11 protein-coding genes are annotated in these 13,964 nt (G+C 69.3%); 9 read left to right on the top strand and 2 right to left on the bottom strand.

All coding sequences use genetic code 11. The annotated features are described in order from the left end of the window. The first annotated feature begins 44 nt into the window (after positions 1–44). The gene (locus ACZ7OI_RS31940) at positions 45–665 is read left to right on the top strand and encodes a MerR family transcriptional regulator (protein WP_470268050.1); all 621 of its coding nucleotides are present in this window, start codon (positions 45–47) and stop codon (positions 663–665) included. 219 nt (positions 666–884) lie between these two features. On the opposite strand, the gene ACZ7OI_RS31945 is transcribed toward ACZ7OI_RS31940, so the two are convergent. After that, positions 885–2,591, bottom strand: a complete 1,707-nt coding sequence (locus tag ACZ7OI_RS31945; RefSeq protein WP_470268051.1) for a serine/threonine-protein kinase — start codon at positions 2,589–2,591, stop codon at positions 885–887. A gap of 268 nt (positions 2,592–2,859) precedes the next feature. Between ACZ7OI_RS31945 and ACZ7OI_RS31950 the strand changes: the two genes are divergently transcribed. The 5 genes from ACZ7OI_RS31950 (at position 2,860) to ACZ7OI_RS31970 (ending at position 9,918) form a co-directional block, all read left to right on the top strand. Beyond that, positions 2,860–4,725 carry a methylmalonyl-CoA mutase family protein gene (locus ACZ7OI_RS31950; RefSeq protein ID WP_470267806.1) on the top strand — a complete coding sequence of 622 codons (1,866 nt, stop codon included), beginning with the start codon at positions 2,860–2,862 and terminating at the stop codon, positions 4,723–4,725. 61 nt (positions 4,726–4,786) lie between these two features. Then, positions 4,787–6,955, top strand: a complete 2,169-nt coding sequence (gene scpA / locus ACZ7OI_RS31955) for a methylmalonyl-CoA mutase (RefSeq protein ID WP_470267807.1) — start codon at positions 4,787–4,789, stop codon at positions 6,953–6,955. A gap of 3 nt (positions 6,956–6,958) precedes the next feature. Next, positions 6,959–7,951 carry a methylmalonyl Co-A mutase-associated GTPase MeaB gene (gene meaB, locus ACZ7OI_RS31960; protein ID WP_037816077.1) on the top strand — a complete coding sequence of 331 codons (993 nt, stop codon included), beginning with the start codon at positions 6,959–6,961 and terminating at the stop codon, positions 7,949–7,951. 175 nt (positions 7,952–8,126) lie between these two features. Beyond that, positions 8,127–8,441 (top strand): hypothetical protein, encoded by a 315-nt coding sequence (locus ACZ7OI_RS31965; protein WP_470267808.1) that lies wholly within the window; start codon positions 8,127–8,129, stop codon positions 8,439–8,441. A 190-nt stretch (positions 8,442–8,631) separates the two neighbouring features. Further along, complete coding sequence (locus ACZ7OI_RS31970) at positions 8,632–9,918, top strand: amidohydrolase (RefSeq protein ID WP_470267809.1); 1,287 nt, start codon at positions 8,632–8,634, stop codon at positions 9,916–9,918. Positions 9,919–10,544: 626 nt separating this feature from the next. Here ACZ7OI_RS31970 and ACZ7OI_RS31975 read toward each other — a convergent pair. Continuing rightward, positions 10,545–10,997: a gamma-glutamylcyclotransferase family protein gene (locus tag ACZ7OI_RS31975; protein ID WP_470267810.1), complete on the bottom strand. Its 453-nt coding sequence runs from the start codon at positions 10,995–10,997 to the stop codon at positions 10,545–10,547. Between the two features lie 131 nt (positions 10,998–11,128). On the opposite strand from ACZ7OI_RS31975, the gene ACZ7OI_RS31980 reads away from it, so the two are divergent. The 3 genes from ACZ7OI_RS31980 to ACZ7OI_RS31990 all read left to right on the top strand — a co-directional run bounded on the left by ACZ7OI_RS31980 (position 11,129) and on the right by ACZ7OI_RS31990 (position 13,907). Then, positions 11,129–12,532 carry an NAD(P)H-quinone dehydrogenase gene (locus ACZ7OI_RS31980; RefSeq protein ID WP_470267811.1) on the top strand — a complete coding sequence of 468 codons (1,404 nt, stop codon included), beginning with the start codon at positions 11,129–11,131 and terminating at the stop codon, positions 12,530–12,532. Between the two features lie 78 nt (positions 12,533–12,610). Beyond that, positions 12,611–13,063, top strand: coding sequence for a hypothetical protein (locus ACZ7OI_RS31985; protein ID WP_470267812.1), 453 nt, complete (start codon positions 12,611–12,613; stop codon positions 13,061–13,063). 196 nt (positions 13,064–13,259) lie between these two features. Then, positions 13,260–13,907, top strand: coding sequence for a hypothetical protein (locus tag ACZ7OI_RS31990; protein ID WP_470267813.1), 648 nt, complete (start codon positions 13,260–13,262; stop codon positions 13,905–13,907). The last annotated feature ends 57 nt before the right edge of the window (positions 13,908–13,964 follow it).

Consider the following 13,964-nt stretch of genomic DNA (forward strand, 5'->3'; position numbering starts at 1 on the left):
AGGGTTTTCCCCGGAAGTCCGGAAGTAGGGTCGAGCGGGTGCGGATGGCAGAGCTGAGCGCCGAGTCCGGGATTCCGGTGGCGACGATCAAGTACTACCTGCGGGAGGGGCTGCTCCCGGCCGGCGAGCGGACCAGTCCGAACCAGGCTCGCTACGGCGAGGAGCACGTGCGGCGGTTGAAGCTGATCCGGGCGCTGGTGGAGGTCGGCGGGTTGTCGGTGGCGACGGTGGGGGAGGTTGTCGCGGCGGTTGATTCGGATCGGGCCGCCTACAACGTGCTGGGGGTGATGCAGCGGGCGTTGACCAGGTCCGCGGTGGATGTTTCGGCTGAGGATCGCGAGTGGGCGATGGGGGTGTTGTCCGAGCTGGCCCGGGAGCACGGGTGGAAGTTCGGGGCCGACAATCCGGTGGCGGATTTGTTGGTGGGGACTGTGTGCACTATTCGTGCGTTGGGGCATCAGCCGTTGCTGGATCAGATCGGGCGGTATGCGGATGTTGCCGATCGGATTGCTCGGGTTGATTTGGATACTATTGACGCGGTGGGGTCTATGGATCGGATTGTCGAGGCGGCGGTGGTGGGGACTGTGCTGGGGGATCGGTTGTTTGAGGGGTTTCGGAGGTTGGCTCAGGCTGCGGAGACTGGGCGGCGGTATTCGGAGGGGTGAGTTCTGGGCGGCTCGTCGCCTGGCGGCGACATTGCGCGCTGTTTGGTGGGGGCACCCCGAAGCTCATTGTGATGACGGCCGGAGGGGGTTTGTCAAGGCGGGAAAGATGCCTTGACAAACCCCCTCCGGCCGCATTTTTGGCTTCGTATCGGGGTGCGGGGTGGTGTGGGTGCGCTGGTGGGGGTGGGTGCGCGGGCTGCGGTTGGGGCGTGGGGGGGGTTAGGAAGTTGCTGGGAAAGAGAGGGTTGGGGCGATTTGGGTGAAGGTGGTGGAGGCGGTGTCTTCTTGTTCGGCTGGGACGGTGAGTGACAGTAGCCAGAGGGCGTTGTCGGTCTGTTTGATTAGGGCGAATGTTGCGCGGGTGATTACGGCATCCGGTTTGGCGGAGCGGTCTTGTGCGCGTTCGACCGAGCGGTAGGTGATTTCCAGGCCGTTGGGGGTTTGAACCGCGCCTCGGGCGACGCTGAATGAATCAGGCGAATGGGAGGTCGGAAGGGCTTCTATTCCGTCGGTCAGGGAATATTTTCCGGGGGAGCTGGGGATTCGTTCCAGGCGCAGGGATTGGCGGCCGTCCTGGGAGACGTATTGGACTACCGTGGATGTGCCGAAGGATGATTTCCTCGACGCGATGAAGCGTTTCCATCCTTCGGGCACCGAGACGGTGTATTCGCTGTCTCGCGAGACGTTCGCTGTCGAGCTTGCGTTGCCGTGCTGGGAGACCAGTTTCAGGGGCTGCGAAGAGCCTGCGACTGTGCCCAGGGTGGCCAGCGTTCCGGTTTCCGGGCCTTGTGGCGGCAGCAGGTTTTGGCCGCTCACCACGCGGGCCAGTGCGAAGCCTCCGCCGCAGGCCAGGGCGAACAGGACCATCGAGGCGACGGCCAGCATCGCCGTCGCCTTGCTGCTGCGGCGCGGGGGTGGCGGCGGCAACGGGGCGGGCAGCGGTGGCGGGGCTGGCAGCGGGGGAGCGGGGGTGAAGGCGGGCGCGGCGCCGGTGTTTCCCGAGCGCATGAACGGCAGCGGGCCCGGGTCCGCGGCGAGGGCGGCTGGCTGATCCGGGGTCGAGGGCTTCGGGGCGACCGTCTTGATCACCTGGGTGTCGGTGGCGTCCAGGTGCGCGGCCGTCTTCTTGCCGTCTGGGGTGCGGAACAGTTCTGGGCCGAACAGGTCGAGGGCGGCCTTGTTCTGCATCGGATACAGCCGGTGGCGCACCTCGCGCAGCGAGATCCGCTTTTCCGGCTCCTTCTTCATCAACGCGGTGATCACGTCAGCCAGCGGACCCGGCTTCGGGCGCGGGACCTTGCCGTTGACGACCTTGCCGACGGTTTCCAGCGGGTCGCCGTCCGCGTCGTACGGGGGTGCGCCTTCGACGGCGGCGAACAGCGTCGCGCCGAGGCCCCACAGGTCGGCATTAGGGGTGACTGCGCCGCCGGAAGCGACTTCCGGCGAGATGTAGGCGGGCGAACCGAGCATGATTCCGGTCCGCGTCATGGTGGCTTCGGAGACGTTGCGGGCGATGCCGAAGTCGGTGAGCTTGATCCGGCCGTCGCTGGCCACCAGGACGTTGCCCGGTTTCACGTCGCGGTGGGTGATGCCTGCGTCGTGGGCAGCTTCGAGCGCGGCGGCCACCGCGATGCCGACCGCCGCGGCCTGTTCGACGGTCAGGGGTCCGTGGTCGCGCAGCAGGTGGGCGAGGCTGCGCGACGGCAGCAGCTCCATCACGACGAACGGCGCGTCGTTCTCGCGGGCGACGTCGTGCAGCGTGATGACGTTCGGATGCGACAGCACCGCGATCGCGCGTGCCTCGCGCAGCGTGCGCTCGCGGAGTTCGTCCGCCTGTTCGGCCGGGATGCCCGGCGGCACCTTCATCTCCTTGACCGCGACCGGGCGGTGCAGGAACTCGTCGTAGGCCGACCAGACCGTGCCCATCGACCCCGACCCCAGAACCGACCGCAGGCGGTAGCGCCCGGCGACTACCCGCGGCTGGTCGCCGCCGGTCGACGGCTCGGCGTTCGCGGAGCCGGTGCTGTCGGTGTTGCCGGGCTGGTCCAGGTCGCTGTTCTCCGAGGGCACCCCATGATTGTGGCCCAAGCCGCCGACACTCTTCGACTCAGCACCGCTACCCCTGAGTTCACCCGTACGGGGGGCGAGCAGAGTCACAGGTGCGGGTGGTGGCCTGCCTCTACCATCACTGGGTATGACGAACGTGGCTGGTCCGGAGTCGGCGCCGACTTCCGAGCCCGGGCTCGCGCTCGCGGCGGAGTTCCCGACCGCGGACCGCGCCCAGTGGCAGGAGCTGGTGGCGGGAGTGCTGCGCAAGAGCGGCAGGCTCCCCGAGGATTTCGCGGGTGCGCCGGAGAGCAAGCTCGTCTCGCGCACCTACGACGGCATCGAAATCCAGCCGCTATACACCGCCGAGGACAACAGCGGCGACCTCGGCTTCCCTGGGTTGCCGCCGTTCGTGCGCGGGGCCCGGCCGGAGGGTGTCGTCGACACGGGGTGGGACATCCGGGTCCGTCACCAGCGGGAAGACGTCCGTGTGGCCAACGCGGCGATCCTCGCTGACCTCGAAGGCGGCGCGTCTTCGGTATGGCTGCGGCTCGGCGAGGGTTCTCTCCCGATCTCCGCGCTCGCGGACGCGCTGAACGAGGTGTACGTCGGCCTCGCGCCGGTCGTCCTCGACGCCGGTGCGGAGTACGAAACCGCAGCTCAGGCGCTTCTCGACCTGATCGCCGAGCGCGAGGTCCCGGCCAGCGAAGCCGTCGGCACGCTCGGTGCGGACCCGCTCGGCACCACGGCGCGCACCGGGCAGGCCCTGCCGCTTGGCCCGGCCGCCGAATTGGCCGCGAAGGTTGCCCCTAAGTACCCCAAGGTCCGCACGATCGTCGCCGACGGGCTGCCGTTTCACGAGGCTGGCGGCTCCGACTCGCAGGAACTCGGCGCGACGATCGCGTCCGGCGTCGCTTATCTGCGCGCGCTCACCGAGGCGGGCCTGGACGTCGCCGCGGCGGCCGCGCAGCTCGAGTTCCGGCTCGCCGCGACCGCCGACCAGTTCCTCACCATCGCCAAGTTCCGCGCCGCGCGCCGGCTGTGGGACCGGGTCCTCGAAGTCTCCGGCGCGGCCGCGGACGCGCGCGGGATGCATCAGCACGCGGTCACGTCGCCGTCGATGTTCACCCAGCGTGACCCGTGGGTGAACATGCTGCGCACCACCGTCGCCTGTTTCGCGGCCGGTGTCGGCGGCGCGGACGCGGTCACCGTGCTGCCGTTCGACGCGGCGATCGGCCTGCCGGACACGTTTTCCTCGCGGATCGCCCGCAACACCAACGCGATCCTCATCGAAGAGTCGAAGCTGGGCAGCGTGATCGACCCGGCGGGCGGCTCCTGGTACGTCGAGAAGCTCACCGACGAACTCGCCGAAGCCGCGTGGCGCGAGTTCACCGCGATCGAAGCGGCGGGCGGCATCGAGGCCGAGCTGGCGTCCGGCGCGCTGGCCGGACGGCTCGCACAGACCTGGGAGAAGCGCGCGAGCCGCCTCGCCACCCGGCGCGATCCGCTCACCGGTGTCAGCGAGTTCCCGAACCTGGACGAAAAGCCGGTCACCCGCGACCCGCTCCCGTCCACTGTGGACGGCGGGCTGCCGCGGCACCGGTACGCCGAGGAGTACGAGAAGCTGCGCGACGCCTCCGACGCTTACCTCGCCGAGCACGGCGAGCGGCCGAAGGTTTTCCTCGCCACGCTGGGTCCGGTCGCCGCGCACACCGGCCGCGCGTCCTTCGCGACGAACCTGCTGCAGGCGGGCGGTATCGAGGCGGTGAACCCCGGTGCGACCGACGATCTGCCGGGCGCGTTCCGCGAGAGCGGCGCGAAGGTGGCTTGCGTCTGCGGTACCGACGCGGCGTACGAGGAACAGGCCGCATCCGTCGCGGCGTCGCTTGGCGCTGACAGCGTTCTGTTGGCGGGCAAGGGAACCTACGACGGAATCAACGGCAATTTGTACGCCGGGTGCGACGCGCTCGAAGTCCTGACCAGCCTCCACGCACAGCTGGGAGTCGCTCAATGAAAACCATCAGGAAGCGTGAGGCAGCAATGCGCTCCGGCGCGTGTCTAAAGACGGTGATTTGATGAGCATCCCGAATTTCGCCGACATCCCCCTCGGCACGCCCGAGCCCGGCGACCGCGCGGCGTGGGCACAGGCCGTACAAGACGCCACCGGCAAGGGCCCGGACGCGCTGGCCTGGGAAACCCCCGAGGGCATCGGCGTGAAGCCGGTCTACACCGCCGCCGATCTGTCCGATGTGGACTTCCTGGGCACGTACCCGGGCATCGCGCCGTACCTGCGCGGGCCGTACCCGACGATGTACGTCAACCAGCCCTGGACGATCCGCCAGTACGCCGGATTCTCCACCGCGCAGGAGTCGAACGCCTTCTACCGCCGCAACCTCGCGGCCGGGCAGAAGGGCCTGTCGGTCGCGTTCGACCTCGCGACTCACCGCGGCTACGACTCCGACCACCCGCGCGTGTCCGGCGACGTCGGCATGGCGGGCGTGGCGATCGACTCGATCTACGACATGCGCCAGCTGTTCGACGGCATCCCGCTGGACAAGATGTCCGTCTCGATGACGATGAACGGCGCGGTGCTGCCGGTGCTCGCGCTGTACGTGGTCGCGGCCGAGGAGCAGGGGGTGAAGCCGGAGCAGCTCGCGGGGACGATCCAGAACGACATCCTCAAGGAGTTCATGGTCCGCAACACCTACATCTACCCGCCGCAGCCGTCGATGCGGATCATCTCCGACATCTTCGGCTACACCTCGCAGCACATGCCGAAGTACAACTCCATCTCCATCTCCGGCTACCACATGCAGGAGGCTGGAGCGACCGCCGACCTGGAGCTGGCGTACACGCTCGCGGACGGCGTCGAGTACATCCGCGCGGGCGTCGAGGCGGGGCTGGACGTCGACAAGTTCGCGCCGCGGCTGTCGTTCTTCTGGGCTATCGGCATGAACTTCTTCATGGAGGTCGCGAAGCTGCGTGCTGCGCGACTGCTGTGGGCGAAGCTGGTTAAGCAGTTCGAGCCGAAGTCTCAGAAGTCGCTGTCGCTGCGTACGCACTCTCAGACGTCCGGCTGGTCGCTCACCGCGCAGGACGTCTTCAACAACGTCACGCGTACGTGCGTCGAGGCGATGGCCGCGACCCAGGGACACACACAGTCGTTGCACACCAACGCTCTCGACGAAGCGCTGGCGCTGCCCACCGACTTCTCCGCGCGGATCGCGCGCAACACACAGCTGTTGCTGCAGCAGGAATCCGGCACCACGCGCGTCATCGACCCGTGGGGCGGCAGCGCGTTCGTCGAGAAGCTCACCTACGACCTCGCGCGCAAGGCGTGGGGACACATCACCGAAGTCGAAGGCGCGGGCGGCATGGCGCGCGCGATCGACGAAGGCATTCCGAAGCTGCGCATCGAAGAGGCGGCCGCGCGTACGCAGGCGCGCATCGACTCGGGACGACAGCCCGTCATCGGTGTGAACAAGTACCAGGTCACCGACGACGAGCAGATCGACGTGCTGAAGGTCGACAACGCGGGCGTACGCGCACAGCAGCTCGAGAAGCTGCGTCGGCTGCGCGAAGAACGCGACCCGCAGGCCACCGAGGACGCGCTGCGCCGTCTCACCGAAGGCGCGCAGAACAACGGCAACCTGCTTGAGCTGGCCATCAACGCCGCGCGCGCGAAGGCCACCGTCGGCGAGATCTCCGACGCGCTGGAAAAGAACTGGGGCCGCCACTCCGGCCAGATCCGCACGATCTCCGGCGTCTACCGGGAAGAGGTGGGGAAGTCGGACAACGTCGAGAAGGCCCGCGAGCTGGTCGACAAATTCGCTGAAGAGGAAGGCCGCCGGCCGCGCATCCTCGTCGCGAAGATGGGCCAGGACGGCCACGACCGCGGCCAGAAGGTCATCGCGACCGGCTTCGCCGACCTCGGCTTCGACGTCGACGTCGGCCCGCTGTTCTCCACCCCGGCCGAGGTCGCGCGCCAGGCTTCGGAAGCCGACGTGCACGTGATCGGCGTGTCCTCGCTGGCCGCCGGGCACCTGTCGCTGGTGCCCGCGCTGCGCCACGAGCTGGCCGAACTGGGCCGCGAGGACATCATGGTCGTGGTCGGCGGCGTGATCCCGCCGCAGGACTACCCCGAGCTGCGCGAAGCGGGAGCGGCGGCGATCTTCGGCCCGGGCACGGTGCTCGCGGACGCCGCGATCGACCTGCTCCAGCAGCTGGCCGCGCAGGAGTCCTGAACCTTGCCGCGGCGGATCGACGTCGGCGAATACGCCAAGGGCGTGCTCGCGGGCGACCGGGGGACCCTGTCCAAAGCCATCACGCTGGTCGAATCGCATCGGGAGGACCACCGGCGGCAAGCCCAGGAACTGCTGGTCGAGCTGCTCCCGCACGCGGGCGGCGCGAAACGCGTCGGCATCACCGGCGTGCCCGGAGTCGGCAAGTCGACATTTATCGACCAGCTCGGCACCGACCTCACCACGGCCGGGCACCGGGTCGCGGTGCTGGCCGTCGACCCGTCCTCGACCCGCACCGGCGGCTCGATCCTCGGCGACAAAACCCGGATGGCGCGGCTGGCGGTCGATCCGAAGGCGTTCATCCGGCCGTCGCCGACGTCCGGCACGCTCGGCGGCGTCGCCCGCGCGACCCGCGAGACGATCGTGCTGATGGAGGCGGCCGGCTTCGACGTCGTGCTGGTCGAGACGGTCGGGGTCGGGCAGTCCGAGGTGACCGTGGCGAACATGGTCGACTGTTTTCTCTTCCTGACCCTCGCGCGCACCGGCGATCAGTTGCAGGGCATCAAGAAGGGCGTGCTGGAGCTCGCCGACGTCATCGCCGTGAACAAGGCCGACGGCCCGCACGAACGCGACGCCAAGCGTGCCGCGCGCGAGCTGCAGGGCGCGCTGCGGATGATCTACGGCAAGGACGCGCTCTGGACCCCGCCGGTGCTCACGTGCAGCGGGCTCGAAGGCAGCGGCCTCGACGAGGTGTGGGCGGCGATCGGGAAACACCGCGAGGTGCTCACCGAATCGGGTGATCTTGGTGAACGGCGCAAACGACAGCAGGTTGACTGGACCTGGTCGATGGTCCGCGAGCAGCTGCTCGACCGGCTCACCGCGCATCCCGCCGTCCGCGCGCAAGTCGCTGACGTGGAACGAGCGGTGCGCGACGGAGAACTCACCGCGACGCTGGCCGCGCAACGGATCTTGGCCGCGTTCGCCGAGCCTTCTTCTTGAACGTTGTCCAAGAAGGGAAAACGCTCTGCGCACAAGTGTCTTTTGACCGTCCCGGGGGCTCATTGCGCCCGACGGTCGTCAGCATGGGGCGAGCGGACCCGGCTCCTCCGCGTGGCGGCTGACGCGCCGAAGCTTCGGCGGGCACAATGCACGGTGACGGCGTAGAAGGGAAGTCATGGCGAAGGTGCGGGGACTGCTGCTGGCCGGTTTGCTCGGCGTGCTGCTCACCGGAGTGGCGCCGGCGGCTGCGTCCGCGGCGACGCCGGCTCCCGCCGCGGTGACCGTGGCTGCTGAGACGGCGATCACGCAGGTGAACGCGGTCCATCAGGCACCGCCCGGCCCGGTGCTGGACCCGACCCAGACCGACAAGGCCAACGCCGACAAGACGAAGAAGAACCTCGTCGCGGGCGGGGCCGCGGTGGTGCTGCTCGCCATCGTGTTCTTCGGCCGCCGCCACCGCATCAAGCGCCGCAAGGCCCAAGGCGGCTGAGCTTTCCGGCGTTCACCCACGCCGAACTTCGTCAGCCGTTCGCCGCAGATCCGCTACCGGCCGTCTGGGTCGAACGGCAGCGCACCGCCGCTTGCCACCTGCATGGTGCACGATCGACTGCAATGCGTAAGACAGATCGATCGGCACGTTGCGTGTTCCCCTGCGCTCGTGTTGCGGGAGGAGGTGCGGCGTGACGGTGCTGGATTCACGGCCGGACGTTCCAGGTGACCACAACCCGATCGCGGCGCCCGGCGCGCTGCTCTCCGAAGCCGGCGTCAGCATGGCTCCGGTGGAAGACCTTGGCGCGGGCCGCGGCCCGTTCTGGCTGGACGACTGGCTGCGCGCGAACGCGACCGACGTGCTCGCGTGGCGGCGGCACATCCACGCCCACCCCGAGCTGTCGCGCGACGAGTACGCGACGACCGAGCTGATCGTCTCGCTGCTGCGCCGCGTCGGCCTCAAGCCGTGGGTGCTGCCCGGCGGCACCGGCGTGGTGTGCGACATCGGCAAGGGCGAGCGCTGCGTCGCGCTGCGCGCGGACATCGACGCGCTGCCGCTCACCGAGGACACCGGCCTGCCGTACTCCTCCACCACCGAGGGCGCGGCGCACATGTGCGGCCACGACGCGCACACCGCGATCCTGCTCGGAGCCGGTCGCGCGCTCGCCGGCGCGCCTGAGCTGCCCGGCCGCGTGCGGCTGATCTTCCAGCCCGCGGAGGAGGTCATGCCCGGCGGCGCGCTGGACATGATCGCCGCGGGAGCCCTGGAGGGCGTCGAGCGGATCTACGGCCTGCACTGCGACCCGCGGCTCGAAGCGGGCAAGGTCGGCACCCGGGTCGGCGCGCTGACGTCCGCCGCCGACCTCATCGAACTGCGCCTCACCTCGCCGGGTGGCCACACTTCTCGGCCGCACCTCACCGCGGACCTCGTGTACGCGCTGGGCACGGTCATCACGTCGCTGCCTTCGGTGCTGTCCCGCCGCGTGGACCCGCGGTCCGGCACGGTGCTGGTGTGGGGCGCGGTGCACGCCGGACAGGCCGCGAACGCGGTGCCGCAGGACGGTGTCCTGCGCGGCACGCTGCGGACCGCTGACCACGAGGTGTGGAAGTCGCTGGAGCCGCTCGTCGCGTCGTCGGTGGAATCGCTGCTGGCCCCGACCGGTGTCGGCTTCTCGCTCGACTACCGGCGCGGCGTGCCGCCCGTGGTCTCCGACGCGGAGTCGACCGCGCTGATGCGCGCCGGCGTCGAGGCTGCGGTGGGCGAAGCGGGGCTCGCCGGGACGGAACAGTCGTCCGGCGGCGAGGACTTCGGCTGGTACCTGGAGCACGTCGGCGGGGCCTTCGCACGGCTCGGCGTGTGGTCCGGTCCGCCCGCTCCGCAGGCCGACATCCACCGCCCGACGTTCGTGCTCGACGAGCGCGCGCTGCTCGTCGGAGTCCGCACTTTGGTGCACACCGCACTGGCCTCGCTGGCCTGAGTTATCCACAGGCGTCGCGCCGATGTGGATAACTCAGGCGGGTGAGAGGTACCCCTCGTGCGGGGGTGTCAGCGGGGAGTCACGCACTGTGGTCTAGACCGCCAGTGCCCTCGCCGCCGACCGTTTACCGAGAGTCATTTCAGACTTTTGCGCTGTCCGGGATCGACGGTTGGCCCTCGTCTGCCTCTGGCGGATTTCGTGTTGCGCGGCAACGGCTTCAGCGGAATCTGTGGCTGTCCGGGCTGATTCTCTGTCCTGAATCGTGCCGCCGTTTTTCGTAACGCGCTGCGATTTTTCCTGCGCTCCGCGGTGCCGGATGCCCGTGTGGGTGAGCCTCTGCCGTGTGGTATTGGGCGGCTGTCCGGTCGGGCTGTGGATCGTCCGGAGACGCAGAGTTATCCACAGGGCGGTGTCGTTGGGGACAATCTCGGGCCTCGGCTGGGGACGGTCCGGCGGGGCTGTGGATGACTCGGAAAACGAGCGTTCCGGGCTGCCGCCGCGAGGCTGGGCCGGTGCCGGAAGCGCGGGTTGGTTCGCCTCTCGAACGGCTGAAAGGCCGTGAGGGGAACCCTGGGGGAATCAGAGTCCGTGAGGGTGGCCCTCACGGACCGTCAAGACGGCAAGCGTCAGCCGCTGATCCCGGTGCACGGCCGGGTGCGTAGATCGTCGACGTAATCCACTGGGGCGCCGGCCGCCTCCGCGGCGTCCGCGAGCACCCCGAGATAGCGCGCCGAGGGCAGCCCGCCCTCGTAGGCGTCCAGGACGTAGAGCCAGGCCAGCACCGATCCGTCCATCGTCTGCACCCGCAGCCGGATCTTCGTGTGCATCCCCAGCTCGCCGCCTTCCCAGCGGTCGAGGCGTTCCTCGTCGAGCGCGGTCACGTCGTAGGTCACCACGAACACCCGCGACGACGGGTCTTCGACGATGGTGGCCAGCGCGCCTTCCCACCCGATGTCCTCGCCGCCGAAGGTCAGCCGCCAGCCTTCCAGCCAGCCGGTTCCCGCCATGGGCGAGTGCGGGGCGCGCTCCAGCATCTGGGCGGGCTCCATGTTGGATCCGTAAGCGGCATACAACGGCACGCGGCACAGCCTAGCGACCCATGTCCGCCGCGAATGGATGCACATGCCGTGTCCGGGCACTTCGTTTGCCGGTCAGGTTCGCCGCGTAGGGTCAGGACCACCGCCAAGCACGCGTACATAGGAGGACCCAGGTGACCAGGATCGTGATCATGGGTGGCGGCCCGGCGGGCTACGAAGCCGCCTTGGTCGCGGCGCAGCACGGCGCCGACGTGACGATCGTCGAGCGGGACGGTCTGGGCGGCGCCTGTGTCCTCTACGACTGCGTGCCGTCGAAGACGTTCATCGCCTCGTCCGGCGCGCTCGCGAAGATGCACGACCTCGGCGAGCTCGGCATCAACACCGACATGGCGGACACCACCGTCGACCTGCCGACTGTGCACGGCCGGGTGAAAGGCCTCGCGCTCGCGCAGTCGGCCGACATCCGTGCCCGCGTGCAGCGTGAAGGCGTGCGCGTGATCACCGCCGAAGCGCGGTTCGCCGACGACGAGCCGGGTTTGGCCACCCATACGGTGGAAGTCACGCACGCCGACGGGAAGGTGGAATCCCTGTCCGCCGACGTCGTGCTGATCGCCACCGGCGCGACCCCGCGCGTGCTGCCCGGCGCGGTGCCGGACGGCGAGCGGATCCTGGACTGGCGTCAGCTGTACGACCTCACTGAGCTGCCCGAGCACCTCGCGGTGATCGGATCCGGCGTCACCGGTGCCGAGTTCGCCTCCGCGTACACCGAGATGGGCGTGAAGGTCACCGTCGTGTCCAGTCGCGACCGCGTGCTGCCGCACGAGGACGCCGACGCTGCCGCGGTGCTCGAAGAGGTCTTCACGCAGCGCGGCACCACGGTGGCCAAGCAGGCCCGCGCGGAACGCGTCGAGCGCACCGAGAAGGGCGTCGAAGTTCACCTGGCCGACGGTCGCGTGATCGAGGCAAGCCACGCCCTGATGACCGTCGGGTCCGTCCCGAACACCGCCGACATCGGCCTCGACCGCGTCGGCATCGAACCCGGCCCCGGCGGCTTCATCGCGGTGGACCGGGTGTCGCGCACGAGCGTCCCCGGCGTCTACGCGGCGGGCGACTGCACCGGCGTGCTGATGCTGGCGTCCGTGGCGAGCATGCAGGGCCGCATCGCGATGTGGCACGCGCTGGGCGAGGGCGTCGCGCCGATCAAGCTCAAGACCGTCGCGGCGAACGTCTTCACCCACCCGGAGATCGCGACCGTCGGCATCAGCCAGCAGGCGATCGACTCCGGCGAGGTCCCCGCGCGCACGATCATGCTGCCGCTGGCCACCAACGCGCGCGCGAAGATGGAAGGCCTGCGCCGCGGTTTCGTGAAGCTGTTCTGCCGCCCCGCGACGGGTGTGGTCGTCGGCGGCGTGGTGGTCGCGCCGTCGGCGAGCGAGCTGATCCTGCCGATCGCGCTGGCCGTGCAGAACCAGTTGACCGTGGACCACCTCGCGCTGACATTCTCGGTGTACCCGTCGCTGTCCGGCTCGATCACCGAAGCGGGCCGTCAGCTCATGCGGCACGACGATCTGGACTGATTTTTCTCCTCCGGGCAACCCCGTGTCGCACACCGCGTCTAGCGGGATGAAGACGTGTGGCACGGGGAAGGAACGAGGGTGCGCAAAAGCGCGATTTTCGCGATGGCGGCGGCGATCGGACTGGCCGGGACAGCGGTCCCGGCGGTAGCGGCGGACGGTCCGGCCCCTGATCCGGTGACCGTGCAGCTGAACCAGGACACTGCGGTGCTGCACGGCCAAGTGAACGCCTACCAGCGCGGCTCGGACCCGAACCTGGCGCTCGCCTACTGCCCGGGCGCGAAGGCCGGTACGGCGACGTTCAGCTCGCCCGCGCTTGCGTTCTCTCAGTACTTCTACGGCGAGATGGTCGGGGTGAAGGCCACGATGAGCGCGCACGCGAACCTGGTGCCCGGCACCAAACCCGGCAGCTATCCGCTCACCGTCACGTGCGACGGGAAGCAGTACAACGCGACGTTCACCGTGCCCGCGGCGCAGGTTTCTCGGGTGCCCCAGGGAGCGGCGAAAGCGGGCGACGGAAGCCTCGCCAGCTAATCGTCCATGCTTCGAAAAACCGCCGGAAAATTGCTTCCGGCGGTTTTTTCGTTCCCGGGGCAACCCCGCTGCGGGTGGAGACGTCTTGGTTGTTGTCGGAACGAAACGCCCGAGCCGCAGGGGGAACTGCTGGCCGGGCGCGCATTCTCCGCCGTCCGCATGCGGCGGGAATTGCATTTTCATCAAGGGGAGTGTCATGAAGCGTACCGTTGTTTTCTCCGCCCTGGTCGCCGCCGGAATGCTTTCGGCCGCACCGGCTTTCGCCGCCGAGGCGCCCACCACGCCCACCACGCCGCCCGCGACGAGCACCGCCGCGCCGTCTTCGTCTCCCGCCGCAGAGGAGCCGACGGACGACAACGCCGGCGTGCCCAAGGCGTTCATCCGGGTGCTGCCGTCGTCGGGCCACGCCGGGGACCGCGTCACGGTGCGCGTCGGCTGCGAGGCCTCGGAAATCAAGAACCTGAACTCGGCGGCGCTGCAGTTCGGCAAGCTGCACCCGGTCGGTGCGCAGAACGACCCGTCGAAGGCTCCGATCTCGCAGGGCACCGCGACCGTCCGCGCGGGCGTGAAGCCCGGTGTGTACAAGGTGGCGTTCTCCTGCGGCAGCGCGGACCTCAGCACGAAGTTCACCGTGATGGGCGCGAAGCCCGCTCCGAAGCCGACGACTCCCGCGCCGAAGCAGGTCAGCAAGGTCCCGTCCGGCGCGCCGCAGACCGGCGGCACGGACGGTCCGGTCGTCGACAGCCAGTCGAACCTCGGCCTGCCGATCGCGGCCGGCGCGATGGGCGTGCTCGCACTCGGCGGCACGGGGCTCGTGGCGGCGCGTCGTCGCCGGCGTGGCTGACTAGTCTCCTGGGCCTGGCTGCTTTCTCGCGGCCAGGCCTGGGCGGATCGGGGGAAT

Source organism: Amycolatopsis sp. NPDC114503, assembly GCF_055633655.1.

Bases quoted from the DNA above. Each gene is read 5' to 3' on its own strand.
- ACZ7OI_RS31990 (WP_470267813.1), top strand. From the start codon at position 13,260: ATGAAGCGTACCGTTGTTTTCTCCGCCCTGGTCGCCGCCGGAATGCTT.
- ACZ7OI_RS31965 (WP_470267808.1), top strand. From the start codon at position 8,127: ATGGCGAAGGTGCGGGGACTGCTGCTGGCCGGTTTGCTCGGCGTGCTG.
- scpA (WP_470267807.1), top strand. From the start codon at position 4,787: ATGAGCATCCCGAATTTCGCCGACATCCCCCTCGGCACGCCCGAGCCC.
- ACZ7OI_RS31940 (WP_470268050.1), top strand. From the start codon at position 45: ATGGCAGAGCTGAGCGCCGAGTCCGGGATTCCGGTGGCGACGATCAAG.
- ACZ7OI_RS31950 (WP_470267806.1), top strand. From the start codon at position 2,860: ATGACGAACGTGGCTGGTCCGGAGTCGGCGCCGACTTCCGAGCCCGGG.
- ACZ7OI_RS31945 (WP_470268051.1), bottom strand. From the start codon at position 2,591: ATGGGCACGGTCTGGTCGGCCTACGACGAGTTCCTGCACCGCCCGGTC.